The sequence below is a fragment of the uncultured Arcticibacterium sp. genome, from assembly GCF_964021845.1.
Classification (GTDB): domain Bacteria; phylum Bacteroidota; class Bacteroidia; order Cytophagales; family Spirosomataceae; genus Arcticibacterium.
Map to the genome: position 1 here is coordinate 156090 of NZ_CAXHZC010000008.1, position 25605 is coordinate 181694.

The window sequence follows — 25605 nt, forward strand, 5'->3', positions numbered from 1 at the left end:
GATGCATTTTTGCAGCTTGATTCAGGCTGGATATTTAAATCTTACAACATGGAGTTTTCTAACGAAATATTATTTTTTGGTGGTTTTACGGTGTTCGTGATTTTTGTGATGCTCCTTGACTTAGGTGCATTTTCAAAAAACGAGTCACATACTGTAAAGTTTAAAGAAGCGGCTAGCTGGAGTGCGGTATGGGTAAGTTTAGCTGTTGCCTTTTATTTCTTCCTTCGCCATTATGGGTACCTAATTCATGATATAAGCACTCCCGAAAACTTAGAACAGGTACGCGGTCATTTTTATGATGGCCTGAATTTGCCAGAGGCTTATGATTTGGCGGTTAAGAAATTTCAAAATAATATGGCCTTGGAGTATATCACAGGCTATTTGGTAGAGTATTCGCTGTCTGTAGATAATATTTTCGTGTTTATTCTGATATTCAATTCGTTCGGAGTAAGGCCCCTATACTATAAAAAAGTACTTGTTTGGGGTATTTTAGGTTCTATAGTTTTAAGGTTTGGTTTTATATTTTTAGGAGCAGCCTTGATTCAAAAATTTGAGTGGATACTTTATATTTTCGGGGCTTTCTTAGTGTATACAGGTATAAATATTCTCTTTAGTAAAGATGAGGAGGAAGAGATTGATACTAAAAATCACCCTGCAGTAAAAATTACCTCACGATTTTTTAACGTTTATGAGAAGTTTGTTTCGGATAGGTTCTTCATAAAAAATAAATATAAAGGGGATAAAGTCTTTATTACGCCTCTTTTTGTAGTAATCATAGTAATAGCTTTTACTGATGTAATATTTGCTGTGGATTCTATCCCAGCCATATTTTCAATCACAAAAGACCCTTACATAGTTTTCTTTTCTAATGTATTTGCCATCATGGGGCTTAGGTCTATGTTCTTTTTCTTGGTGAATATTATTGACATGTTCTCTTACCTAAAGTATGGTTTAGGCGTTTTGCTTACTTTCATTGGAGTAAAGATGTTAATACACCATTGGCTTACAGAGTGGGGCTTTAGTAATCAACATTCCTTAATGGTGATAGTAGGAATACTGGCCATTAGTATTATTGCTTCTTTGGTTTTTCCTCCAAAAGATGAAGCTGGGGTAAAGGCCTAATCCACCAGTTACGGCTCCAAACCTTTTGGAAATACCAGCCCTTGTTTTTTAACATGAGCGGCAAGTAAGCGAAAGACTCTTTTATAGACTCCGCAGCATAAAACAGCTGGTCGTCTGTTAAGATGAGTTTTTCGTATTCTTTGTTATTTCTTTTAGTTAGATCAGCAAAGGGAAGTTCGCTGGAAAACTCTTGGCTAGACTTAGTGATATCATCTTTTAGCATTTTGCTCCAAGATGGGCTTGCAGGCTTAGGTAAAATAGGTTTAAAGTTCCCCTCGGATACATTTTTGGCGTATTCTAGATATGCTTTAAAAAGTTTTGGTCCGTCGTTCGTGCTGTTTGCTACCTTTAAATCTTCTGGATTTATACTGCTGATTATTTTGATTTTTTCTCTAGCTCTGGTAATGGCCACATTAAGCCTATTTTCACCACCCTGCTGATTTAAACTACCAAAATTCATCAAGACTTTGCCTTTAATATTTGGGGCATAGCCAATGGAGAAAATGACTATATCAAACTCGTCTCCCTGAATATTTTCAATATTTTTTACAGTAACGTTTGGTATTTTTTGAGTCAAATCTTGAATCAAGTCAGCTTGCATGAAGTTAAACGTAACCACGCCAATGCTTTTGTCTAAATGATATTCCCTTATAATTTCGACTACTTCTAAAACCTTTTCGGCTTCAATCTTATTCTGATTATTCTCCCAAATGCCAGATACTTTGATAAAATCGATACTCGGATTTTCAGCATTTAACTCTGAGAAATTTGGTAATAGTTTAAGCTTGTTATCATAAAAATGTTGGTTAGAAAAATCTATTAGATCCAGCGTTTTACTTCTGTAATGTCCCCTTAAGATAGTTTTTGATAAAAAATGTGAAGAGAAATCTAAAAGAGATTCGGTTTCAAGCACAGCATTGTCTTGGAGTTCTTCGTCCATTTTAATTCTGTAGAGGTCGCTGGGTTGGAGCTGTTTACTGTCACCGGCTATCACTACTTGTTTCCCTCTTAACATGGCAGGAACACCTTTTTCTGCATAACACTGCGAGGCCTCATCAAAAATAACAAGGTCAAATTCTTCGCTTTTAAATAATGGGAATATGGCAGAAACCGTTTCAGGGGAGGCCATCCAGCATGGAACTAAGTCAAATAACTCATCGCTAAAGTTAGTTAACAGCTTCCTTATGGGCCATATTTGTCTTTTTTTTGTGGTTTGGTGATGTAAATCGCGATAGGTAGTATAGTTGCCTAAACGGTTCTTTTCAATGTTTTTATAAGTGTTTTCTCTCAGTTTTATTTGAAGAAACTCGGTACTGTATTTTTGCTTTTTGAGAACTAAGCTTTGGAGCTCTTCCTCCCAGAGTTCCATTTGCATAGAGCTTACACTCCTTAATATCGGCGATTTTTCCTCCAAATCTTCTATGAAATGGATAAAGAGACTTTGTTTAAAATGGAAGGAGTACTCGCTTCTATAATGTTTTTTACATAGTTCATAGCAGCTTTTTTCAACTGCCGTTAGTTCGCTGTAAAGCTTATCTCTCCCACATAAATTATCAAAATGCCCTTCTAAGTATTTATCAGTTTCTTTGAAAGAGTGCTGGTCAAGGTTTTGAATTTGAAAATCAGAAAGGTATTTAATCCAGGTAGCTTTATTAGCCTCGGTTTCGTCTAATAACTTTTGCCAAGTTTTCATTTTCTTATCAAAAGTAGCTTTGTCGGTAAGCGTTAAACTTCTTTCTGATATAGTATCAAGTTCTTGGTAAAAAAGATGGCACTCTTTCTGAAAGTTTAGCTCCTCTAATAATTCTTCTTTTTCAAAGTATTCTTTTTTATCGTCAACCTCTATACCTATCTCATGTAGACGAATGTAGTCTTCTAGTGTAGCTTGAAGATAGGGGAAGTTTTTAGGCGTAGCCTCAAAATTAAAAGCTTTTAAGTAGTTAAAAGCTTCTGCTTTCTTTTTCGAAAAAAGGTCCCAGAATAGCCTATTTATTATATTAGAGCTCTTTTCTTTTACATCTGATATGAAATTTAGAGCAATGTTTATTTTTTCAATATTTCTATACTCATCAGGAATACTAGGCATTTCCTTTAATGAAACTTCGTCAATGAAGTGCTCTATTTTTTTTAATGAAAAGCTTTTATTATTTGCTTTCTGAATGCTGTCAAAAGCTTTTTGAGTATTAAATGATTTGAGGTACGTAGCTATTATTTCTCTTTCTGCTTGGGTACCTAATTTGAAACTTTCTCCTAGTTTTTCTAATCCTTTTTTTACAGAAACTATCTTTTTTAAAGAAATTCTTATTTCTGGAAAGTCTGTAAAAGCAAGATTTGAAAATGGCTTTCTGTTTTGCCAATAGGTATAAGCCTCTTCATTTTGCTCTTCAAAAAATGTTTTTTGATATTTTTCTAAGGTTTCGAGCTTATGAACATAAGTATCCAAGGTGTCAAAATGAAAAAATGCAAAGGAGGTGCCTAAGTCAAGGTTCTTTTCTGTTTGATGTTCGGCAAGTAAGTATATCTCTTTAATTGATTTACCGTATGATGAACTGTCAAATAAAGCTTCTTTATAAGATTCTAATTCTCTTACTATTTGGTCAATTTTCCTGCATGTAGCATCAAATTCTCTTTCTAAAAAAATGGCGTTCAAACTTTCATTTGCATGCTTATTGGGTAAAATATTATCTATTTGACCTGCTATTTTAGAGTAAAGCCCTTTCCTATCAGACTGGAAATCATGTACCAGAGCAGAGAATTTATCCATTCCTATTTCAGAAAGCCTTTTATAAACAGTATCTATAGCTGCTCTTTTCTGACAAACAAGAAGTACCTTTTTGCCATCTGCGGCATAGTCTGCCATGAGGTTGCAAATAAGCTGAGATTTTCCCGTACCAGGAGGTCCTTGGATAACTAATGACTTTCCTGATTTTATCTGTTTGATGGCTTCTTCTTGCGAAGCATCCACAGGAAAAGGCAAATGCAAATCTTCTTCTTTTATTTTTCCTTGTTCTGGGTTTTCTTTAAAAAGATATTGTTGTATCTCTCCTTGATATTTGGCTAAACCATCGGAAATGAGTAGGTCATAATCTGCGGCTATGTAAGAACCTGTTTGCGGAAAAATACCTAAAACGGCTTGGGACTCTAGTTTGAGTTCTCCAATTTTTATTTTTTCTAAACTTTCTTTCTTAACCGTTTCAAAGGGCTGTAGTTTCTGATTGAAAAGTTCGGAGTTAAAATTGATTTCTAGTTTGCTCTTTTTTAGAAATTCATAAAGTTCTGTTAAAAATAGTATAGACTCGTCTCCAAATTCTTCAAAATTAAAGTTGAAAAAATCTTCGTCTACAAAAGTCTTGTTGAATTGGCTGTAAGCCAAAAGAAAGGTTTTATTGAAACTTATGCTGGCATCTTTTTTTTCTAAATGCCATTTGTTGCCTTCCAATACTAAGTTGACAGGAAAGAATAGGAGGGGGCATCTTACCAATGTGCCGTCTACTAATTTCCCTGAAACAAAAGGGTAACCAATATATAAATCTTGGGCACCGCGTTCTTCTTTAAGAAGTATATCTGTTTTCCATATTTTTCTGAGATGAAGGCTTATTTCGTTGCTTTTTCCGTCTCTTGGGTCAATTTTATCACAAAGGTGTATTGATTTCTTTGAAGAAATTAGAGCATCTAATATAGGCTGATTGTTTAACTGTTCCAGAAGCCTAAGGTCAATAAATTGACGAAGGATAGGTCTTAGAAGAAGAAGTGAACGGTTTTTAGAGGTTAAGTTAGTAAGCCGTTTTTTATATGTTATAAGCAGTTTTAGCATTTATAGACATTGCATCGTAAGGGAACAACAAAGGAATATAATCAAATAGCTTACCATAATTTATTTATAATAAACTATTTCTGTTTTAGCTAGCTCAAATAGTCATCAAATTACAGCCTCTTACATCTGAGTTATCAAATCTACCCAAAACTTTAAATTCTTGGTAATCTTCTGAAAAGTTACCTAAATCTTGAGTCTCTATAAAACAACAAGAGTCAATATTTGCTAAATCTATAACGTTTATCCCGCCTGTTTTTTTGTAATTCCTTTTTGCAGCAGTTTTACTACCAAGTTTAAAACTTGGTAGGTAAGAAAAGGGGTCGTTTACTTCACGAATTAGTATTTTCATAGTGGCCGAAGGTTTGAACCAGCCGTCACCCTTAGAGTATGCCTGTGAAAGTAATTCTGTCATGCCGTACTCAGAATGTATTTTCTCTGTTTTAAAAGCTGCTTTAAGAAGTTCATGTACCTCTTCTCTTAATAATTCTTTTCTTTTTCCTTTCATACCCCCAGTTTCCATGATTAGCAAGTTTTCAGGGACTTGGATGTTGGGAGCGTGTTTTTCTATTAAGTCTAACAGGGCAAACGTTACCCCGAGCAGTAACACCTTCTTCTTATTTCCTTTTTGGTTGACTAATTGTTCTATTTTTTTTGCTAAAGCTTCAATATTGTCTAAGTAAAAGCCAGATTCAGTGGAGAATGATTTGTAAATAAAACTCTGGACCATATACACTAGTGAAGAGTTGTTACGCTCTAGGTAGTTTGGTAATAGAGCTAAGATGTGATAGTCGCTTATTGGGCCGTAAAAGGTTTCAAATGTCTTTGCACTTAGGTATTCGTAAAAAGGAAGATCGGCTATATGATGTTTTGAACTAACGTCGCCTGTGGTTCCGCTACTTTCAAAAGTGTGCTGTATGGTGGCTGTGCCAGAAAGAACTGCATGTGTTTTAAAGAAAGAGATAGGTAGGCAAGGTATTTTTTCTAAATGAGAAACCTTTGATGGTTTTACGCCTAGGTTTTTCAAATAGGCCTTGTAAATCGGATTCTGTTCCGCTTGAAATTTGAATATTTCAAGAGCTACTCGCTCAAAATTTTGGTCATTTTCAGATAGTGAAATTACAGCGGCCTTGAGTTCGTCTTTTATATTCACAAATGGACAATTGATTTTTTTTTCGTTTTTTAAACGGAACGCGTATGTTTTTCGTTCTTTTACAAAATTACTTTTGATTTGATGACCGTGGGAAGAATAATTACTTTTTTATGTTTTGCTCTTTCATTGAGTTCTTGTTTTAAAGAGCCAGACTTTGCTTTGACGCCAGTTATAAACTTTGACTCTATTAGCAGTCAAATAAGATTGGACCAAGATGGAGGGCTCACAAAAGACTCTGTGGTAGTAACAGTATATTTTGAAGATGGTGATGGAGATTTAGGATACAGTGAAATTCAAAAGGAAGAAGCTGTAACTTCAGACAACTTTAATTATTTAATTAAGCCTTTCAGGAAACAAAATGGTGTTTTTAAAGAATTTCAACCTTTAATCCCTTACTCAGGATATTTCCCAAGTTTAAGTTTGGAAAGTAAGCCTGGACCAATTGAAGGTTATTTAAGTTATTCTATAGATTTCTTTCATGCGTTTACGCCTAAATTTGACACCTTGAAATTTGAAATTCAATTAAAAGATAGCTCCGGAAATCTCAGTAATTCTACAGAAACCGAAGAGATAGTTCTAAATAGAATTTCGGCACTTTAGTTAAACTATAATTCCGAAGGTAGTTCCCTTTTCTAGTTCAGATTGTTTGATAAAAAGCTTTCCGCCATGGTAAGTTTCAATTATTCTTTTAGCTAGAGTAAGTCCAAGGCCCCAGCCCCTCTTTTTGGTAGAAAACCCAGGTCTGAAAATCTTTCTTTGATTGGCGTTGGAAATTCCTTTTCCAGTATCTCTGATATCAATTTGGACCTTACCGTTTGGTTTTTGATAAATGGTGACATGAAGTTCTCCTACTCCAGCCATAGTATCTACAGCATTTTTGCAAAGGTTTTCTATAACCCATTCAAATAGGTGCCTATTTATTTTAGTTAAAACTTCGGCTGGCAGGCTGTTGGTTACATGCCAGTCTATTTTAGTTGAAATTCTTCGTCTCAAATAAGTTGTAGTTTCTTCCACCACAAGACCTACGTTTTCTTCCTTTTTGGTGGGAACAGAACCAATATTTGAAAACCTAGTGGTGATGGTTTCAAGGCGGTAAACATCCTTTTCCATCTCATCTCCTATGGTTTGGTCAAAACCGTCTGAGTCTCTGAGTACTCCTATCCAACCTAACAAGCCAGATATGGGTGTACCAAGTTGGTGAGCGGTTTCTTTGGCTAAACCTACCCAAACTCTATTTTCTTCGGCTTTTCTGGAAGAGCTGTAGGCTATAAAAGCTAAAGTTCCAAAAACTAAAAATGTGGCTAGTAATATGTAAGGGAAAAACTTTAATTCCTTAAGTGTAGTGGAACTAGAATAATATAGATATCCTCTTTGGCCGTCTAAGAGGTCAATTTCAATAGGCTCATGTTCTGCGGCCATTTCTAAAATCATTTCATCTTCGAATGCTTTTCTTTCTTTTGGGCTAAAGTGTTTAGTAGAATCTATTAATTCCGGAACATTGACAATATTTATAACTTCCCCATCTGAAACTAGAATTGCAGGTATACTTTCATTTGCAGCAATTACCTCTGATACAAAAGTATAATCACATGGACTATCAAGACCCTGCTCGATGAAAAAGCGGACACTTTCTGCATAGAGTGCTGCATACTTTTTTTCTCGGTCTTCAAGGGCTTGCCCAAGCTGATTGAAGTAATATAATACACCTGCTCCCACAAGCATTAAAACACTTATGATTACTAGTCTCCAACCAGATAACTGGTCTGACATATTAAAAAAGAACCTGTTTTTAGTCATTATTAAATTTTAGGAACGGAATTGTTATTCCAAGCGTTAATTATCTCCACGGTTAATTTCAAGTCTTGCACTTTTTCAAGAAACAGACATTCCTGTTTAGAATGAATCTAAATTGCATTTTGTGATTTTAATCATAACAAAGATATATTATTATAAACGTAAATTTGTGTCGCAATAACATACGGTATGACAAGTCAATTTAAAGTAATATCAATCTCATATAAAACTTCATCGCTGGAGTTAAGGGAACGTATTGCATTAAATGAAGATGAGTGTAAGGCTCTACTTCTTAAAATTAAAGATGTTTTTGGGATTAGTGAGTCGGTAGTTTTGTCTACATGTAACCGTACTGAGATTTACTATCTAGCAGACAATGACTGCTCTATTGATTTAGTCAAGCTGTTAGCAGCAGAAAAAGGTGTTGACTCTACTTTGATTCTTTCGCACATAGAGACTTTTTCAGAAGAGAAAGGTTTAGAATATGTTTTTGAAGTTGCCACTGGTTTGCATTCGCAGGTTATAGGTGACCTACAAATTCCGAATCAAATCAAAAATGCATATCAATGGTCTGCAGATATGGATATGGCTGGCCCATTTATTCACAGATTAATGCATTCGGTTTTCTTTGTGAACAAACGTGTAGTTCAAGAAACTGGTTTTAGAGACGGTGCTGCTTCTACTTCTTATGCCACTGTAGAGACCATGGAGTCTTTCTTACATTTATTAAATGAGCCTAAGATATTGGTTTTAGGTCTTGGAGAGATTGGCCAGGATGTAGTGAAAACTTTGAACGATAAGGGTTATAGTAATTTTACTGTTGCTAACCGTACACATTCAAAAGCAGAGAAGCTTTCAAGTTCTTTGCATTTTGATATCCTCGCTTTTGAAGATGTTAAAAGGAACCTCAAAAGGTTTGATATAGTAATTTCTTCTATTCGGACAGAAGAGCCATTTATTGACTTAGAAACGGTAAAGGATTTAGGTCATAAAAGTGTTAAATACTTTGTGGACTTATCTGTACCAAGAAGTATTTCACCGGATATTCAAAAAGAGCCCGGTATGGTTCTTTATGATTTGGATGAAATTCAGGTGAGAGCTAATAGAGCTTTGGAAGGACGCAAGTCATCTATACCTGCTGTGAAAAATATTATAGGCGGAGCGGTTAAAGATTTTGGCGACTGGTCAAATCAAATGGTGGTTTCTCCAACTATTCAAAAACTTAAAGGAGCTTTAGAGCAGATTCGTAAGGAGGAAATGTCCAAATATGTTAAGTCTTTATCTGAAGAAGAGGCTGTCAAAATGGATAAAATAACTAGTAGCATGATGCAGAAGGTTATAAAACTTCCAGTTCTCCAATTAAAGGCTGCTTGTAAAAGAGGTGAGGCCGAAACCCTCATTGATGTCCTCAATGACCTTTTTGATTTAGAAAAGGTTAAATCGTAGTTTTTCTTAAAATTTCCTAGGCCTAATAGTTGTTTCTATTGCTAATAGAACGGCTTTGTCTACACATTGATTTGGCATCTTAATTAAGAATTTATTTTTGATGGAAATGGTATGTATAAATACGTATCTTGTAGGTCAAAATTTATCTGAACCCTATTATGAAAAAATTGCTTCTCCTTTCTTTCGCTAGCTTAGTTCTAGCTTGCTCGCCTTATAAAAAATATGCTGATACCGAAGCTCGCTGGGAAGAGGAAATAACCAAGCTAGAGTATAGAGATGATGCTGAAACCTACTCTGACGATGCGGTTTTATTTATTGGAAGCTCGAGTGTAAGAATTTGGAAAAATATAAAGGAAGATATGGCACCCTATGAGCCTATTAGAAGAGGTTACGGAGGAGCACATTTTTCAGATTTAATTCACTTTACAAAGCGATTAGTCTACCCGCATAATTTTCAAGCCTTATGCATTTTTGTGGCAAATGATATCACCGGTGGTGATAATGACAGAAGTGTGGGTGAGGTAATGACTCTTTTTAAAGAAGTAGTTAGAACAGTGAGAGTGAAATATCCTGATACCCCTATTTTTCAAATAGCTGTTACGCCTACCAGTAGCAGATGGAAGGTTTGGCCAGAGGTAAATAAGTTAAATGAAAAAATGAAGGCTTACTGTGAGAGTCATACTAATATGTACTTCATTGATTCTGTGGCTCCATACCTAAATGAAGAAGGTATGCCGAGAGATGAGCTTTTTTTAGGTGATAAGCTTCATCAAAATCAAGCTGGTTATGATATATGGGCGGCCGAAATAAAGAAGGAATTAGATAAAGTTTTGAAATAATAATTACTGCCTAAAAAGAAAATAATGAAATACCTTTTAGCCCTTTTGTCTGTTTGCATGATAGTTTCTTGCCAAACTCAAACCGAAGAAAATGTAATGGAAAGCCCAGAAGAATTGACTCTATTAGTAGGTACTTATACCGCGAGAGAAAGCGAAGGTATTTACATGTATAAGTTTAATCCTGAAACGGGAGATAGCAGATTAGTGAATGTTACCAAAGGTTTGAATAATCCTTCATTCTTGGCCCTTTCGCCTAACAAAAAGAACGTTTACGCTGTAAGTGAAATAGAAGGTGGTAGTGTAGTTTCTTTAGCTTTAGGAGATTCTACTTTAACAGAAATTAATATAGCTTCTTCTGGAGGTGTGCATCCATGTCACATTACTACTGATAAGTCTGGGAAGTGGGTATTGACTGGTAATTATTCAAGCGGCTCTTTAGCTGTTTTGCCAATTTTAGAAAATGGTGGTGTAGGAGCTCCTGTTCAAGAAATAAGTCATAAAGGGAAGGGTCCAAATAAAGAGCGTCAAGAAGCTCCTCATGTTCATTCGGTCAATGTTTCTCCAAATAATATGGACGTTTTTGTACCAGATTTGGGTATTGATAAAGTAATGGCTTATAGACTTGATGCAGCTACAGGGCAGTTAACTGAAGGGAAGTCAATGTCTGTTTCTGCTGGCTCTGGACCTCGACACCTTACCTTTCATCCAAACGGGAAATTTGCTTATGTGGTGCAGGAGTTAACCGGAGCAGTTACAGCATTTAAGTATTCAGATGAAGGATTAGAAACTATTGAGGAGGTAAGTACACTACCAGAAGACTTTGATGGGAAAAACTCTTCTGCAGATATTCATATTTCTCCAGATGGTAAGTTCCTTTACGCTTCAAATAGATTTGTAGACACTATTGCTATATTCTCTATCGACAAAGAAACAGGAAAGCTAACAGAGCTTAGTCATCATTCTGCTTTGGGTCAAATGCCTCGTAATTTTGTAATTTCTCCTTCTGGAAAATTTATTTTAGTGGCAAACCAAGAATCTGATAATATTGTCATTTTTGACAGGGATGAAGTGACTGGTAAAATTTCTCCAACCAATAAAGAGATAAAGGTTTCGATGCCAGTTTGTTTGCTATTTGTAGATTAATTAAAACTTTTTCAAGAAGCGTAGTCTTTGAGCTATGTGTTTTTTCTGTAATTCAAAAATCTTCTGTCGTTTGAAATATTAATGGCATAGTTTTGTCGTTGGATTATAGAAATAGCCCCGTGCTTCATGATTAGATTAGTAGTAGCTTTTGTATTTGTATTGGTATGCCAGTCGTGTTTTCTTTTTCAAGGAGATCAGCCGGTTGGTCCTGAAGAGCCAAGTGAGGAACCTTTGCCAGAGTTTTTGTCTTCACCAGCCTCGTTTCCTATTCAAAAGGGAATAATGAATCAAGCATCTGGCATAGTGGCTAGCCAGTCAATGTCAGGAAACATTTGGGTAACAGAAAACGGGAACACTTCGCCATCTTTATTTATGCTTTCGAACACTGGAGACTATCTTGGTAAAGTTACCTTGCCACTATTTAATAGAGACTGGGAAGACATGGCAAGCGGACCCGGTCCGGTGGACGGTCAGAACTACCTTTATATTGGAGATATAGGTGATAATGCCTCTGTGCATAAAAACTATATGGTTTATAGATTAAAGGAGCCTACATCTTTAAATGACCAAAATTTAGATTTAGTAACTATTCAATTCAGGTATCAAGATATGGATGCTATTGATGTAGAAGCTATGTTTGTAGATCCAAACACTAAAGACATTTACTTTATAAGCAAAAGGCAGCTTTTTAGCGTCAGGGTTTACAGATTGACATATCCTTATAGTTTAGATACACAGAATGTAGCAGAGTTTTTGGGTACTATACCTCATTCTGGAATTACAGCAGCAGATATGTCTTCTGATGGGAAGCAGTTGCTAATAAAAGACTACAATGCAGTATTTTACTGGCGTCTAAAAGAGTCAGAAACTATTTATGAGGCTCTATCTAGAAGCAGAGATGTAGGTGCTCCATATTATGTTGAACCACAAGGAGAGGCTATTTGCTTTGATGTTAATAATTCTGGATACTATACGCTTTCCGAATTAAATAACGCCTCTCAGGTTAATTTAAACTATTACCAAAGAAAAGTGGTGGAGCAATAAGATTGCTCCTTAACCGAACATTTTTCCAAGTCTTCCGGCTCCTTGAAGTTTGTTCATTTTCTTCATCATCTTTCTCATTTGGTCAAACTGCTTCAATAGGTTGTTAACTTGTTGAATAGATGTACCGCTACCGTTGGCTATTCTCTTTCTTCGAGTGCCGTTGATGATGTCTGGATTCTCTCTTTCTTTTGGAGTCATTGATTTTATGACAGCTTCTATAGGTTTGAAAGAATTATTGTCAATATCCAAGTCCTTTACAGCTTTCCCCATTCCTGGAATCATGCCCATAAGGTCTTTAACATTACCCATTTTCTTGATTTGCTCTAACTGACTTAAGAAATCGTTGAGGTCGAATTTATTCTCCCTCATTTTCTTGTTAAGTCGTTTAGCATCTTCTTCGTCATAAGCTTGCTGAGCTCTCTCCACTAAGGAGATAACATCACCCATGCCCAAGATTCTATTGGCCATTCTGTCTGGGTGAAAGATATCTAAATCTTCCATTTTCTCCCCAGTACTCATGAACTTGATTGGCTTGTCTACCACTGCTTTCACCGAAAGAGCAGCACCACCGCGTGCATCACCATCTAATTTGGTAAGAACTACACCATCAAAGTCAAGACGGTCGTTAAAGGCTTTTGCGGTATTGACGGCATCTTGACCAGTCATGGAATCAACCACAAAAAGGATTTCAGTAGGATTAATAGCCTTTTTGATATCCTCAACCTCTTGCATCATTATTTCATCCACAGCAAGTCTACCGGCTGTATCAATAATGACTATATTTTTTCCTTTACTTTTTGCTTCGGCTACAGCATTTTTTGCAATGTCTACAGCATTCTTATTGTCAGGCTCTGCGTATACATCTACACCTATTTGCTCACCAAGAACCTGTAATTGCGTAATGGCAGCGGGACGATAAACGTCAGCAGCTGTTAGCATTACTTGCTTTCCTTGTTTCTTTAAGTAACTGGCAAACTTGCCAGAAAAAGTAGTTTTACCAGAACCTTGAAGACCTGCTATCAAAACTACCGCTGGTGAGCCAGTAATGTTGACGGCTTTAGCCGTGCCTCCCATTAGTTGGGTAAGCTCGTCTTGAACAATTTTGGTAAATAGCTGACCAGGTTCTACGGCTACTTTTACTTTTCTGTCTAAAGCTTCCTGCTTTACTCTATCAGTGACCTCTTTGGCTACTTTATAGTTTACGTCAGCATCTATTAGAGCTCGGCGAATTTCTTTTACCGTGGCCGCAATATTGACATCTGTGATTCTGCCTTTACCCTTTAGGGTTTTAAAGGCTCCTGATAATTTATCCTGTAAACTTTCAAACATTTCTTATAGCTGTTTCTTGTAATTGACAATGGGTCAAAAAGGATCGCAAATTTAACGATTTGACTTCATGTAAAGAAATAAAAAGCCCCCACTTAATTGAAAGTGAGGGCTTTTTTAAATGTAAAATCTTACTTTTCTTAATTGAAGACTTAAATTATAGGTTTGTTACTACTCTAGTAGTTTCAGTTTTGATTTCAAATGGCTTTACAGTGCTTTCTTTTCCTGTAGTTAATACCAATTTATAACTTCCGTCTGGTAAAGAAGATAAGTCAAATACTTTAACATAATCTTCGTTTACTACTGAAGTTTTGTAAAGAACCATACCACTGTCATCTTTTATTTCTAAGATAGACCTAGCTTCCAGGTTAAATGCCGCAACTTTGAATTTAAGGTTTTTCATTGCCTTTAAAGTCAAATCACCTTTTACGAAATTGGTGGCGAAAATGTAATCGTTTGCGATAGAAGCAGTTGATAATCCGATTAACATAACTGCTGATAAAATTAGCTTTTTCATATATTTTGCTTTTTTGTTGTTTTTAAAGTTTTAATTCTTGGTTTTTCGCAAAGGTTAGTTGATTGTTTTGTTTCCCTTTGACGTTACAAACATACGGAAGAGTCTTATTACAAAGCAATAGGCAAAAAATGTTTCAAGAATATTCATATCACAATCCTATCATTATATTAGAATAGTACAATGATTGTGTAGAGGGTACTATAAGTACTTCATAAAGTGCAATCCTTTTATTTTGTTCGTAAAATATTGATATTAAAGTATATAAAGAAAATAGTAGGATATTTCTAAATGGAAGTCCAAACTAAGGTTAGAATTGTACTAATTGGATTATTCCTTTGTTTGTCAAAGTGAGGTTAACTATTCAAACTCTTGCTGTTTTATTTTTTTGAAGTTATAAAAGGAACCATTTTAGCTAAGTGATTATGAGTTCGATATGGCTAGGTGTGATAAATAATTAATACCAACCTTTACTTTGTTTCTTACCCTAGCATAGAGTTTATAGAAATTCTTGATTTCTCACAGAGCTATGGCTTAAATAGTGGCTAGTTTTATAGGGAATACTCAGGTGTGATTTAGGCATAAAAAAACCTCCACTGCAATATGGAGGTTTCTTCTAAATAAAAACGAGTTCTTGACTCTAAAGAATTTCTGAATTAAAGGTTAGATACTACTCTAGTAGTTTCAGTTTTGATTTTGAATGCCTTAACTGTATTGTCGTCTTCTGTAGAAAGGATTAAACGGTAGTCGCCATCTGGAAGAGAAGATAAGTCTAACACTTTAGAGTAATCTTCAGAGTTTACAGCTGCTTTGTAAAGTACTGTTCCACGGTCGTCTTTCAATATCAAAATTGACTTAGCCTCTACGTTAAAAGCAGAAACTTTAAACTTTAAGTTTTTCATTGCTTTCAAGCTTAAGTCAGCTTTAGCAAAGTTTGCTGCATAAATATGGTCGTTGGCAATTGTAGCAGTTGATAATCCAATTAACATTACTGCTGATAAAATTAGCTTTTTCATATATTTCTTAATTTTCCTGTTTAAATCTTAGTTTTATGCAAAGGGTGATTTTTGATTTTGTTTCCCTTTGACATTGCAAACTTAGGGTATAGTGGCAATACGATGCAATAGGCTAAGTGTGACGTGATGAATATTCATATCACAATCCTACCAAATTATTAGAATAGTACCACGATTGTGCTATTGATACTATAAGTACTTTAAAAAGTACAATGAGTGTGTTTGTTTAAGTAAGTGGCTGATATTAAAGTATATAAAGAAATGTATAGGATCTCTTTTCTTTGAAGTCCAAACTTAGCGTGGAATTGTACAAATTGTATTATTTCGATAAATGTCTAATTATTATAGGGCCTGAAGGTCGTACTTCATATGGTATGAATGAATATAAATTTGGTGCTTCTCTGCGAGTTTAGGTTTAGTTGATGCTAATGAATTATTGATATCGCTTGTGAGATTATAAATCATCTAGAGTCTCAGTACAGTTTTATTTAGGAGGTGCTAGGGCATAAAAAAACCTCCACTTTTAAAAGTGAAGGTTTCAAAACCAAAGTAGGGTATGCTCTTTGACTAATTTATCTTACAGATTAGATACTAATCTGGTTGTTTCAGTTTTGATTTGAAAAGACTTTACTGAGCTTTCTTTTCCTGAAGATAATACTAAACTATAGTCACCGTCTGGAAGAGAAGATAAGTCAAATACTTTCACGTAGTCTTTGTCTTGTACAGGTGCTTTGTATATAACGGTTCCTCTATCGTCTTTCAAAACCAACGTTGACTTCTCTATAATATTCAAAGCTGTTACTTTGAATTTAAGACCTTTCATGGCCTTCACATTTAAATCTGTTTCTACTAAGTTAGTAGAGTAAATGTGATCGTTTGCTTCTGCGTTAGTTGCGGCTGATAATCCAATTAACATAACCGCTGATAAAATTAACTTTTTCATTTTGTTCTTCTTTTAAGTTTTCTAAACTGTGAATTCTTAGATTCTTACTTGTCGGGGATGTTATTTTTGTTCCCTTTGACATTACAAACATAGGGTAATGTGCCCATACGATGCAATAGGCTTGATTGTGTACTTGTTAGATTCATATCACAATCCTATCATAATCTTAGAAAAATACTACGTTTAGTTAAACCTTGCTATAAGTACTTTAAAAAGTACAATGCTAATTAACAATTACGTAACATGTTGATTTTTAATGATTTGATGAAAAGTCTAGGACTTTTGCTTTTTGCTGTGCAATACGCTGTTAGAATTGTTCAATTTGAACTTTTAGGCTGTTTTGAGTAGGATTGAATTGAGCCTAATGGATATAAAAAAATCCCGTTGAAATTAATCAGCGGGATTTTAAAAGATTCTAAAGGAGTATTAAACTAATCCTTCAATTCTATTAATGCAGTTAAGATCTTCAAATGCAACTTTAAGACGAGCTACCATGCTAGATTCGCCTTCTCTAAGCCATTTTCTTGGGTCATAGTACTTTTTGTTTGGTACATCATCACCATCTGGGTTACCTAATTGAGTTTGTAGGTAAGCCTCGTTCTTTTTGTAATACTCAAGAATTCCTTCCCAAGTGCTCCACTGCATATCAGTGTCAATGTTCATTTTAACGGCACCGTAATCTATGGCTTCTCTGATTTCTGCTCTAGAAGAACCAGAACCACCGTGGAATACAAAGTTTACAGGAAGAGGACCAGTTTTAAACTTCTCTTGAATAAAGTCTTGAGAATTTTTAAGAATTTTTGGCTGTAAAGAAACATTACCTGGCTTATAAACACCATGAACGTTTCCGAAAGCAGCTGCTACAGTGAAGTTAGGAGAGATAGCTTTAAGTGTTTCGTAAACATAAGCTACTTCAGATGGCTGCGTGTAAAGCTTAGAGCTATCTACGTCAGTATTGTCAACACCATCTTCTTCTCCACCAGTAATACCTAATTCTATTTCTAAGGTCATGTCTATTTTGGCCATTCTCTTTAGATATTCAGAGCAAATCTCCATGTTTTCTTCAAGAGACTCTTCTGATAAATCTATCATATGAGAGCTAAATAAAGGTTTGCCAGTTTTTTTAAAATGCTCTTCGCCAGCATCTAAAAGACCGTCAATCCAAGGTAAAAGTTTTTTAGCACAGTGGTCAGTATGTAATACTACTGGTACACCATAATGCTCAGCCATGTGATGTACATGCAAAGCACCAGAAATAGAACCAGCGATAGCCGCCTTTTGGCCGTCGTTTGATAAACTTTTTCCGGCGTAGAAAGAACCTCCACCATTAGAAAATTGAATAATTACTGGAGAGTTTAATGCTGCAGCTGTTTCCAAAACTGCATTGATAGAGTTAGTACCTACCACATTTACAGCTGGAAGAGCGTAATTGTTTTCGTTAGCGTGACGAAGCAATTGGTTTAATGCTTCACCAGTTACTACACCCGGCTTTACCAAAGATTGACTCATTAATGTTATATTTTAGTATTATAATTAGATTTTCTTTAAACTAAGAAAGAAGCCCATTTCATCTATGGGAACGATGTCAAAAGTAAGCTTTTTGAGGCTATATGTAAAAAAACAAGACACTTTTTGGCTTTAAGGACTTGAAGCTTGTCGCTAAGGGTTTTGAACCTAAGTTTCCTAAATTTGTTTTGAATTTATAAAGTAAAGCATATTGGATGTCTGAAAAAATCGGAATTATAGTTGGAACTAACCGTACGGGTGCTCTCTCTTTAGAGATGGCAAATTATTATAAAAGAAAGATAGAAGCAGAAGGTAACGAAACGGTGATGATTAATCTTCAAAAACTACCGGAAAGTTTCGCATTTTCTGCTCTTTACCATAATAGGGGTAAAGATGTTAGTTATAATGATTTTCAGACAAACTTAGACGCTGTTTCAAAGGTTTTCATTTTTGTGCCTGAGTACAATGGTTCTTTTCCTGGTGTGCTCAAAACCTTTATTGATGGTTTAAGATACCCTGATTCTTTACTTGATAAGAAAGTTGCTTTGGTAGGTTTGTCTAGCGGTGTGCAAGGAAACGCCGTTGGCCTAAGCCATCTTGATGATATTTTAAGCTACATGGGGGCCAATGTGCTAGGGCTCCGTGTAAAGCTTGGTGAAATAGCCAAGCATTTTGACGGACAGCAAATTACTAATTTGACCTATGAAGGTTTTATAAACGAGCAAGTAAGGAAGCTGTTGGCGTTTTAAACTTCCATTAACCTCTTAATATTATCAGCATAACTGCTCCCAGATTCTAATTTAGTGCCTTTTTGGTCTTTTAACTGAATAGTGAATTTTCCGTTAAAACCTTTTTCCATAAATTGAATTCGGGATGAATGAATAATGGCAGCTCTACTAATTCGTACAAACTCAGCAGGAAGTTTATCTACTAAAGAAGTTATGGTATGATTGGTTAAATACTGTTTTCCGTCAAGAGTGTTCAAAAAAACGTATTTATCTTCTGCTTGGAAATGGCTGATTTCTGTAAGTGATACAAAAAGTATTTTATCACCAGACTTTACAGTTATGCTGTGAAGGTCTTTTTTTGGGTTTAGTTGCTCCATTAATTTTTGAAGGGCAATTTGCTCAAATCCAGAAGCTTTTTGACTTGCTTGACTTTTAAGTTTGTCCACGGTTCTCTGTAAACGTTCTTTTTCTACAGGCTTAAGCAAATAGTCTAAGCTGTTTTCTTCAAAGGCCTGAATGGCGTACTGGTCAAAGGCCGTACAGAAAATAACGGTAGGTATATATTCTAAATTAGAAAGCATTTCAAAACCATTCATTATTGGCATTTCAATGTCTAAGAAAATGAGGTCAGGCTTTAAAGATTCAATTTTTTCTACGCCTTCTTGACCATTATTTGCATGATCAATTACCTCAAATACATTATCAAATTTTGCTAGTAACCTTTTTAATCGGCTAATAGCTAGTGGCTCATCGTCAATTAATAGTGTTTTGTAAATCATGTTTTTTGTCTATGCTAATTTGAATATTTTTAATGGGGTCATTGCTTATTTCAAGAGATGCTTGGTCTCCATATATCAATGCAAGTTTGTCTTTGACACTTTTTAGTCCATATCCGCCAGAAACAGATTCGCCAAAATTAGGGCCGTTGTCATGAATGTCAATTTGAATATGGTCTTCTATTTCCTGAATAGTAACTTTAATTTCACCGTGAGAAGCTATTTTAGAAATTCCATGTTTAATAGCGTTTTCTACCAAGGGTTGTAAAAGAAATCTCGGTATCAATCTATCGTTTAAAGAATCTTGTACGTCAATCTTAAATTTTAATCTATCGCCAAAACGCATCTGCTCTATTGCTAAATATGATTTTATGAGGCTTATTTCTTCACCTATGGTATGGTTACTTTTATTATTTCTTCCAGTGGAAGCCCTGAAAAGTTTCGATAGCTCTACCGTCATATCTTCTGCCTTATCTTGGTCTTCATGAATTAGCCCGGCAATACTGTTAAGCGAATTATACAGAAAATGAGGGTTTATTCTAGCTTCTAAGGCAGTAAGTTGAGCTTGTGTTTTTAGCTTCTCCATGGTAAGAAGCTGGTATTCTTGCTCAGATATTTTTCTGTTAAGATTAGTAGAGCGGCTCCAGAAAGTATAAAATATACAACCAACAAAAGAGGGTATTATGCCATAAAAAATATAAGCCAGGTTTGAAGAAAGGTAGTAATCTTTAGGCTGAGTGATATCATTAAAATATTGCCAGAATTCTTGAGGATTTGTTAGGCTGCCAGCATACCCATTTATCATCATATGAATAATTAGGAATGAAAAAGTGGTAAGGCCAATTAGCGTTATGTATTTTCCCCATTTAGACTGAATATACTGCTCCAGAAAAGTCAAGAATAAAATGACACCTAAAAAAGAGGAGAGCCCTGTAGTAAGGTTTAATAGAGCTACGGCCTTATTTTGCTCCGCTTCTAAAGATGTAGGATTAAAAAGCTCTGAAGTAAAGTAGGTGATGCTATTTAAACCGTACACAAAAAGAATAGTAAACAGAAAGGCGTATAAAGCTTGGGTAAAAGAGGGAATATAAGGCTTAAATTTCCAATCTTTTTTTTCTTTCTTCTTGGCCTTGATGGTGCTTCTCCTAGAAGGCCTTGGCACAGAAGTGGACTTAGAAGAAGGCTTAGGTGATGGCGTAGAGGAAGTGGCCTTCGGTTGAGACAAAGGTTTAGCTATTGCATTGCTAGAATAATCGGCTTTTGCTCTTGTAGGAGTTGGCCGTATATCTGAAGTCAGATGCTCATAAATTTTAACATTCCCCCCACGACTTCTAAGTGTTACGTTAACGCCCCCATTATTAGCAATACCATTCAGCTGGTTTCTAGCAGTTAAACCGTTAAAATGGAAGCTTCCATAATTTTTGACTCTACTGCCTCTTGCATCTAAAGTCATATTGGCATTTTGTGGGATATAGCTGCTTACGTTTCCTCCACTGCTTTCTAGAAACAAAAACTCTTTCAGCTCATCCATGTCGGCCTTTACGTTACCTCCTTTAGTGGTGGCGGCTATGTTGGCTCGCATACCTCGCAAATTGATGTTTCCTCCCCAGCTAAGTGCTTTTAGTTCGCCCGAGAGTCTATTTACCTTAATATTTCCACCCTTAGTTTTTACGCTGAGATTGCCAGTAAAATCTGCAATGTCAATATTGCCACCATTTGTGCTATACGCATGGGTACCTTCTGAACTTAGGACGTTAACATTGCCACCGCTAGTATGAAGTTCTATGTCTCCATTACAATGCTGAATAAATAGACCTCCCCCAAAATTCTTTCCAGCAGTTTTGACTTCGCCACTTACTCCTTTAAGTGTAGTTTTTCCTACCGAACTTTTGATAAAGTGTTTTCCTTCAATATTTATAAGTGTAACATCACCTATTCTTGAGCTTACTTTGACTGATAAATTTTTTGGAGCAAAAATTCTGAATGATACCTGAGCACCCGAAAATAATGCGTCAAACCAGCTTTTTGGAGAAGATAGCCTTTTGATAATTAGCGAATCCCCTTCTTTAACAATTCTAAATTGAAGTCTTTCAAAAGCAGATTTGCTCATTCGCTCTTGAAAGAAAAGATTGAATAAGCCTCTTTTAAAAGGGTAGACCTCGATTCTGTATTCTTCGTGGTCGCCACCAATAATCTCAATATCACCCCATGCGGTTTGTAGCTCAAGGGTTTTGAGTTCATCGCTTAAAAAAGGCTTGCTGTATAAGGGAGAGCCTATCATTATTTAGTTTCATTCAGTTTGTCTATGAAAAGCCAGTTGGTCACCACTGCAAGGAAGCACAGTGCTATGGGTACTATGACGCTGTTTTTCCAGAAAGCGTAAAGAGGAGCAGAACCAGCATTGGGATAAAGTACATTCCACTTCTCGAGGAAAGACTGTACAAATCCCATATTAGAAAGTATGCTAAGGCCAATTTGGAAACCTATCATCATGGCCATAAAAATCATTAGATTAACAAAAAACGGTATCCAGCTATTAGCTACGCTCACCGGAATGTATTGTAAAACTTTATTTTTTTGCCAGGCTTCTCCATTGAAAATGGAAACAAACCTGTCAAAGCCTTTTAGGATATTCGCTTTACCTAAAAAATGCAAGAAAAGAGCAGTTTGAAACATTGGAATAAGAAACTCTAAATTTATAAACCAGCTTTGTAAAAGAGGTCCTATACCGCCATGAATGATATAGGCTATAAAGGCTGCTGGGAAAACAAATAGAAACTTAATGAATCCGTTCTTGCGTCGTACTCGTTCTGATTCGGTAATTAGTTCGGCGTATCCTAAAGGCTTAGTTGACATAGTTATTATTGACATTGTGAAAGAAAATACTCTGATTCCATCTTACCCCAACTTGGGTGAATGGTAGATTTTTGTTCGAATTTACTGTATTTATCTAAGGCTTGCTCAAAAAGCGGCTTAGCTATTGCCTTTCCTCCTCCAAAATTTTCTGGTGTATAAAAGGCATTCATAGCTTTTAAGTAATCTACTCTTGGGTTGCTAGGTTCTAGTTTTTCTGCTTTGGCCAGGGCTTTCATAAATTTATCACCGTAGGTTTGAAATCTATTCATAGGGTCTACACTTACTCTTGCCGAGGCTATTTGAGCTTTTAGAACCTCTATTTCGTCATTATCAGGTGAAAGTCTTTCAGCTGCTGCTATCGACTTTTCTGCTAATTCTAGAAGTTGGTCTTTTTCGCCAGAATCTTGTTTTCTGAAAGACTCCATTGCATAACCATAAGCCACCCAATATTTCGGAAGCCATTCAGATTCTTCTGCTGCGGCTATTCTCTCCATTTTATTGGTTTGAGGCTGAAGGCTTTCTGTGATTCCGGGTTGTTGAATTTCTGTAACAATGCTTGTCATTGCTTTCTCATAAGCTGGCTTTTGAGCGGATGCTGAGAATATACCGAAGGCTAGTGTAATTAAAAGGGCTACTTTTTTCATTTTGATTATATTTATTTTAAAAAATTAGTAATTGAATTAAAAATTAAGGTCTGCTTCTTTACTTCTACCGTTTAGCTGGCCAATGGTCCAGTTAATTCCAAAGAAGAAAGAGCGATTTGATGTTGGTTTTACGGCGTACCTTTCTTTGCCATCGGTAGAATAGCGATAGCCGAAAATGTTATTTCTACCGAGTACATTATCAAGCGTAGCATAAAAAACCACAAACTGATTTCCAAACTGTTTTACATGACTGGCACTTAGGCTTAGGTTTTGAAAGGCTTTGGTGTATTCTACATTCTTAAAGTCTTCGTTTATAGTGTAGATTGGTCTGCCAGAAGTATGTGTAAATGTTACCCCAATATTAGTGGCTATAGCGTCAAAGAATTGTTTGTAAATAGCAGAGAAGTTATGCTTTGAAGCAAAGCTAGGAAGTACTTGACTGCTATAATTTTTAAATTGACGCTCAGTGTCAAGGTAAGAGTAAGTTAACCAGAAATCTCCACTTTTTAGTGATTTTTGGTCTCTAAAGAATACGTCAAAACCTTGTGCGTAACCTTTACCAGAGTTGTCTGTCAATCCTGTCGGGAACCTGTATGGGTTAGGGTCAAAGCTTTCCGTCTCTTCGCTTACCAAGTTGTTATATTTTTTGTAGAACACTTCCGTTCTAAAAGTTCTGTCGTTTTTCTTTACTTGGTAGTTTAAAATGACATGGTCCGCATTTTCATAACCTAAGTTTTGATTAATATATAAGTATTCTTTGTCAGGGTTTTGGTAAAACCTACCTGCTGCTAGAGAGAATTGTGCATATTTTCCAGCTTTATAAGCCAGCGAAACTCTTGGAGCTAAGTTCATTTCACCAATGATAGATGAATGCTCTGTTCTTAATCCTAATCTACCAGCTAGTTTAGAGGTAATATAAAACTCTGATTCGGCAAATATGCTTGTGAATTTATCGTCTAAGTTTAATTCATTTTCGCCATAAAGGTTGGAGAGTTTGATGTTATGATACTCGGCTCCAAAATTAAATGAGCTGCTCTGCTCTTCGCCAAATAACCTACTCCAAACCATTCTAGCTTGTGTTCTTTTATCGTTTCTGTCAGAGTTAATGTCATCAATCAGCAGGTTGTCTTTGTTATTACTGTAAGATAAGCCAGCTTGCATAACCCAGTTACCTTCGTCAAAAGAGCGTCTATAAGAGGCATTTGAAAATGTGTTGACATTGTTGTTTTCAAAAAGGTAAGTACCGTTTTGCTCATCGTAGGTTGGCAATACCAGTGCAGATGAATTGTCGGTATAAGTACCGTATACTTTTAAAGAGCTATTGTTGTCAAAGTTCTCATTTATAGTTAACGATGTTCCAAAGCCCTGAGGTACTTTTTCAAAGTCAATGTTAGTTTTGACAAGATTAAGTAGGGGAGAGAGGTTGGTGTAATTGACGGTTCCTGTTATCCAGCCTTTATGAGTATATGAAGCCGTGGCTCCTGCCATGTTAAGTCCTAGATTTATGTTACTGTTATCGCCTTGCTTGTCTTGTGTGTTTAATAAAAGCACGGAAGAAAGGGCTTGACCATACATGGCAGAGTATCCCCCAGTGCTAAAGGCAGTACCTTTAAACATAAATGGATTAAATCTGCCTCGCTGTGGTACATCTGGGGTGCTGCTAAAAAATGGGTTTTGAACTATCATTCCATCAATAACAGTCTTAGTTTCATTGGCAGAGCCACCTCTAACAAAAAGCCCTTCGGTTTCTCCTACGCGGTTTGCACCTGGTAGAAATTGCATCACAGAGACTATGTCTGCCCCTGCACCAGCTGTGGTGACAATATCCATAGGTTTAAGCATTACCATTTTCTTTTCGTCTGATGCTTCAAACATTCCTGCTGTTACCACTACCGCATTTAGTGAGTTAATGCTTTCGGTAAGTTTGAGGTCAAATGTTAGTTCTGTATCTGAGATAGTGATATTCTCTTTTAACGTTTTGTAGCCAATCATAGAGATTTGAAGAATGTGTTCGCCTTTTTCTTCAGTGCTAAAGTTGAAATTCCCGTCAATATCAGAAGAGCCGCCATCATAGGTACCTTCTAAAGAGATGTTGGCAAAAGGAAGAGCTTCTCCTTTTTTGTCGCTCACTTTTCCACTAATGATGGTTTGGCTTAAAACGGGTAGTGTGATTAGAAGAAGTAATAGAGTGTATAGTTTTTTCATGTTTTGTATTTGTTTCGCTTTCGATGATACAAAACTGGGCTAAAAGTGCGTGCAACAACAGGCCTTTCCGACGAATAGCCAATTTCTTGGAGTGAATTATGAAAAAATGGGAGTGAGTTTTTTTTGAAGAATTAGCGAATGCTAGTTTCCGTAAAGACTTTTGAGGTTTTCCCAAAGCATCCTCTTCTCGTTGTTTTTGTTAAGACTAATGTCTCTGAGGTTAGCTGTATGCAGAAAGTTAATATTCTTTATCTCCTTAATGGTATAAGGGGATAGCCTAAGTTTTGGTAAGAAATCACCACCAGCCTCTTCTCCTAAAAACAAGATTGACCGAATACTATTATTGTAAATAATCTCTTTAAAATCTGGATTGTTATATTTTACAGTATCCAGTAGGTCTACTTTGGCTAATGACATATTAAGAGCCATGAGTACTTTAACTAAAAACTCTCTTTCCTCTGCGGTAATTCCTTTCAGTACTACCAAGTATGGCGTACTCATTTTAAAAGGTATTGCTTCCTCCGAATTTACTTCTGGAGTCTTGACTTCTTTATGAGGTTGAGGTTGAGGTTGAGGCGTTGCCACCTCAACCTTTTCCTTTATTGTACTATTAACCTGAGTTTTCTGTCCAACTTTTACTGGCTCTATATCTGTGTTCTCCTTTTCAGAAATACTCGTATTGAAGTAGAGTGTTTCGTTATGGAAAAGATAATTAGCCAGATTTTTGTCCATTGAAAGC

Annotated in this window: 21 protein-coding genes; 7 read left to right on the forward strand and 14 right to left on the reverse strand. The window is 35.9% G+C overall.

Annotated features, from left to right (window positions below; translation table 11 throughout):
- Positions 1 to 48: 48 nt before the first annotated feature.
- Positions 49 to 1122: a TerC/Alx family metal homeostasis membrane protein gene (locus tag AADJ06_RS19690; RefSeq protein ID WP_341228209.1), complete on the forward strand. Its 1074-nt coding sequence runs from the start codon at positions 49 to 51 to the stop codon at positions 1120 to 1122.
- On the opposite strand, the gene AADJ06_RS19695 is transcribed toward AADJ06_RS19690, so the two are convergent.
- Together AADJ06_RS19695 and AADJ06_RS19700 are read right to left on the reverse strand one after the other, a co-directional pair.
- Positions 1070 to 4936 (reverse strand): AAA domain-containing protein, encoded by a 3867-nt coding sequence (locus AADJ06_RS19695; protein ID WP_341228210.1) that lies wholly within the window; start codon positions 4934 to 4936, stop codon positions 1070 to 1072. The two genes, AADJ06_RS19690 and AADJ06_RS19695, sit on opposite strands and share 53 nt — an antisense overlap.
- Before the next feature lie 94 nt (positions 4937 to 5030).
- Positions 5031 to 6086, reverse strand: a complete 1056-nt coding sequence (locus tag AADJ06_RS19700; protein ID WP_341228211.1) for an acyl transferase — start codon at positions 6084 to 6086, stop codon at positions 5031 to 5033.
- A gap of 87 nt (positions 6087 to 6173) precedes the next feature.
- On the opposite strand from AADJ06_RS19700, the gene AADJ06_RS19705 reads away from it, so the two are divergent.
- Complete coding sequence (locus AADJ06_RS19705; RefSeq protein ID WP_341228212.1) at positions 6174 to 6686, forward strand: hypothetical protein; 513 nt, start codon at positions 6174 to 6176, stop codon at positions 6684 to 6686.
- Here the strand turns inward: AADJ06_RS19705 and AADJ06_RS19710 are convergent, their stop codons facing one another.
- Positions 6687 to 7856, reverse strand: a complete 1170-nt coding sequence (locus tag AADJ06_RS19710; protein WP_341228213.1) for an ATP-binding protein — start codon at positions 7854 to 7856, stop codon at positions 6687 to 6689. It abuts the gene before it with no gap.
- Positions 7857 to 8069: 213 nt separating this feature from the next.
- Between AADJ06_RS19710 and hemA the strand changes: the two genes are divergently transcribed.
- From hemA to AADJ06_RS19730, 4 genes are all read left to right on the forward strand, one after another.
- The gene (gene hemA, locus AADJ06_RS19715) at positions 8070 to 9326 is read left to right on the forward strand and encodes a glutamyl-tRNA reductase (protein WP_341228214.1); all 1257 of its coding nucleotides are present in this window, start codon (positions 8070 to 8072) and stop codon (positions 9324 to 9326) included.
- 158 nt (positions 9327 to 9484) lie between these two features.
- Positions 9485 to 10165, forward strand: coding sequence for a GDSL-type esterase/lipase family protein (locus AADJ06_RS19720; RefSeq protein WP_341228215.1), 681 nt, complete (start codon positions 9485 to 9487; stop codon positions 10163 to 10165).
- Between the two features lie 24 nt (positions 10166 to 10189).
- Positions 10190 to 11308: a lactonase family protein gene (locus AADJ06_RS19725; RefSeq protein WP_341228216.1), complete on the forward strand. Its 1119-nt coding sequence runs from the start codon at positions 10190 to 10192 to the stop codon at positions 11306 to 11308.
- A 126-nt stretch (positions 11309 to 11434) separates the two neighbouring features.
- Complete coding sequence (locus AADJ06_RS19730; RefSeq protein WP_341228217.1) at positions 11435 to 12352, forward strand: PE-PGRS family protein; 918 nt, start codon at positions 11435 to 11437, stop codon at positions 12350 to 12352.
- Positions 12353 to 12361: 9 nt separating this feature from the next.
- Here AADJ06_RS19730 and ffh read toward each other — a convergent pair whose 3' ends face one another.
- From ffh to fbaA, 5 genes are all read right to left on the reverse strand, one after another.
- Positions 12362 to 13681 (reverse strand): signal recognition particle protein, encoded by a 1320-nt coding sequence (gene ffh / locus AADJ06_RS19735; protein ID WP_341228218.1) that lies wholly within the window; start codon positions 13679 to 13681, stop codon positions 12362 to 12364.
- A gap of 154 nt (positions 13682 to 13835) precedes the next feature.
- Positions 13836 to 14195, reverse strand: a complete 360-nt coding sequence (locus tag AADJ06_RS19740; RefSeq protein WP_341228219.1) for a hypothetical protein — start codon at positions 14193 to 14195, stop codon at positions 13836 to 13838.
- 653 nt (positions 14196 to 14848) lie between these two features.
- Positions 14849 to 15208, reverse strand: a complete 360-nt coding sequence (locus AADJ06_RS19745; RefSeq protein WP_341228220.1) for a hypothetical protein — start codon at positions 15206 to 15208, stop codon at positions 14849 to 14851.
- A gap of 577 nt (positions 15209 to 15785) precedes the next feature.
- A complete protein-coding gene (locus AADJ06_RS19750; protein WP_341228221.1) occupies positions 15786 to 16151 on the reverse strand; it encodes a hypothetical protein in 366 nt (121 codons plus the stop codon).
- Between the two features lie 426 nt (positions 16152 to 16577).
- Complete coding sequence (gene fbaA, locus AADJ06_RS19755) at positions 16578 to 17660, reverse strand: class II fructose-bisphosphate aldolase (RefSeq protein ID WP_341228222.1); 1083 nt, start codon at positions 17658 to 17660, stop codon at positions 16578 to 16580.
- Positions 17661 to 17872: 212 nt separating this feature from the next.
- Here fbaA and AADJ06_RS19760 point away from each other — a divergent pair, with 212 nt between their 5' ends.
- The gene (locus AADJ06_RS19760; RefSeq protein WP_341228223.1) at positions 17873 to 18406 is read left to right on the forward strand and encodes an NADPH-dependent FMN reductase; all 534 of its coding nucleotides are present in this window, start codon (positions 17873 to 17875) and stop codon (positions 18404 to 18406) included.
- Here the strand turns inward: AADJ06_RS19760 and AADJ06_RS19765 are convergent.
- The 6 genes from AADJ06_RS19765 to AADJ06_RS19790 all read right to left on the reverse strand — a co-directional run bounded on the left by AADJ06_RS19765 (position 18403) and on the right by AADJ06_RS19790 (position 25598).
- Positions 18403 to 19164 carry a response regulator gene (locus AADJ06_RS19765; RefSeq protein WP_341228224.1) on the reverse strand — a complete coding sequence of 254 codons (762 nt, stop codon included), beginning with the start codon at positions 19162 to 19164 and terminating at the stop codon, positions 18403 to 18405. The genes AADJ06_RS19760 and AADJ06_RS19765 overlap by 4 nt on opposite strands.
- Positions 19139 to 21442: a histidine kinase gene (locus AADJ06_RS19770; RefSeq protein ID WP_341228225.1), complete on the reverse strand. Its 2304-nt coding sequence runs from the start codon at positions 21440 to 21442 to the stop codon at positions 19139 to 19141. The genes AADJ06_RS19765 and AADJ06_RS19770 overlap by 26 nt, the downstream gene beginning before the upstream one ends.
- On the reverse strand, positions 21442 to 22032 hold the full coding sequence (locus AADJ06_RS19775) for a hypothetical protein (RefSeq protein WP_341228226.1): 591 nt from the start codon (positions 22030 to 22032) through the stop codon (positions 21442 to 21444). Before AADJ06_RS19775 ends, AADJ06_RS19770 begins: the two co-directional genes overlap by 1 nt.
- Entirely contained in the window at positions 22023 to 22661 is a 639-nt protein-coding gene (locus AADJ06_RS19780) for a hypothetical protein (protein ID WP_341228227.1), read from the reverse strand. The genes AADJ06_RS19775 and AADJ06_RS19780 overlap by 10 nt, the downstream gene beginning before the upstream one ends.
- Positions 22662 to 22697: 36 nt before the next feature.
- Positions 22698 to 24866, reverse strand: coding sequence for a TonB-dependent receptor (locus AADJ06_RS19785; RefSeq protein WP_341228228.1), 2169 nt, complete (start codon positions 24864 to 24866; stop codon positions 22698 to 22700).
- 141 nt (positions 24867 to 25007) lie between these two features.
- Positions 25008 to 25598 carry a hypothetical protein gene (locus AADJ06_RS19790; protein ID WP_341228229.1) on the reverse strand — a complete coding sequence of 197 codons (591 nt, stop codon included), beginning with the start codon at positions 25596 to 25598 and terminating at the stop codon, positions 25008 to 25010.
- Positions 25599 to 25605: the final 7 nt, after the last annotated feature.

Excerpts from the sequence above, each read along its gene's own strand:
- AADJ06_RS19690 (WP_341228209.1), top strand. The coding sequence starts at position 49 with ATGGAGTTTTCTAACGAAATATTATTTTTTGGTGGTTTTACGGTGTTC.
- AADJ06_RS19695 (WP_341228210.1), bottom strand. The coding sequence starts at position 4,936 with ATGCTAAAACTGCTTATAACATATAAAAAACGGCTTACTAACTTAACC.
- AADJ06_RS19710 (WP_341228213.1), bottom strand. The coding sequence starts at position 7,856 with ATGTCAGACCAGTTATCTGGTTGGAGACTAGTAATCATAAGTGTTTTA.
- hemA (WP_341228214.1), top strand. The coding sequence starts at position 8,070 with ATGACAAGTCAATTTAAAGTAATATCAATCTCATATAAAACTTCATCG.
- AADJ06_RS19720 (WP_341228215.1), top strand. The coding sequence starts at position 9,485 with ATGAAAAAATTGCTTCTCCTTTCTTTCGCTAGCTTAGTTCTAGCTTGC.
- AADJ06_RS19725 (WP_341228216.1), top strand. The coding sequence starts at position 10,190 with ATGAAATACCTTTTAGCCCTTTTGTCTGTTTGCATGATAGTTTCTTGC.
- AADJ06_RS19730 (WP_341228217.1), top strand. The coding sequence starts at position 11,435 with ATGATTAGATTAGTAGTAGCTTTTGTATTTGTATTGGTATGCCAGTCG.
- ffh (WP_341228218.1), bottom strand. The coding sequence starts at position 13,681 with ATGTTTGAAAGTTTACAGGATAAATTATCAGGAGCCTTTAAAACCCTA.
- AADJ06_RS19740 (WP_341228219.1), bottom strand. The coding sequence starts at position 14,195 with ATGAAAAAGCTAATTTTATCAGCAGTTATGTTAATCGGATTATCAACT.
- AADJ06_RS19745 (WP_341228220.1), bottom strand. The coding sequence starts at position 15,208 with ATGAAAAAGCTAATTTTATCAGCAGTAATGTTAATTGGATTATCAACT.
- AADJ06_RS19750 (WP_341228221.1), bottom strand. The coding sequence starts at position 16,151 with ATGAAAAAGTTAATTTTATCAGCGGTTATGTTAATTGGATTATCAGCC.
- fbaA (WP_341228222.1), bottom strand. The coding sequence starts at position 17,660 with ATGAGTCAATCTTTGGTAAAGCCGGGTGTAGTAACTGGTGAAGCATTA.
- AADJ06_RS19760 (WP_341228223.1), top strand. The coding sequence starts at position 17,873 with ATGTCTGAAAAAATCGGAATTATAGTTGGAACTAACCGTACGGGTGCT.
- AADJ06_RS19765 (WP_341228224.1), bottom strand. The coding sequence starts at position 19,164 with ATGATTTACAAAACACTATTAATTGACGATGAGCCACTAGCTATTAGC.
- AADJ06_RS19770 (WP_341228225.1), bottom strand. The coding sequence starts at position 21,442 with ATGATAGGCTCTCCCTTATACAGCAAGCCTTTTTTAAGCGATGAACTC.
- AADJ06_RS19775 (WP_341228226.1), bottom strand. The coding sequence starts at position 22,032 with ATGTCAATAATAACTATGTCAACTAAGCCTTTAGGATACGCCGAACTA.
- AADJ06_RS19780 (WP_341228227.1), bottom strand. The coding sequence starts at position 22,661 with ATGAAAAAAGTAGCCCTTTTAATTACACTAGCCTTCGGTATATTCTCA.
- AADJ06_RS19785 (WP_341228228.1), bottom strand. The coding sequence starts at position 24,866 with ATGAAAAAACTATACACTCTATTACTTCTTCTAATCACACTACCCGTT.
- AADJ06_RS19790 (WP_341228229.1), bottom strand. The coding sequence starts at position 25,598 with ATGGACAAAAATCTGGCTAATTATCTTTTCCATAACGAAACACTCTAC.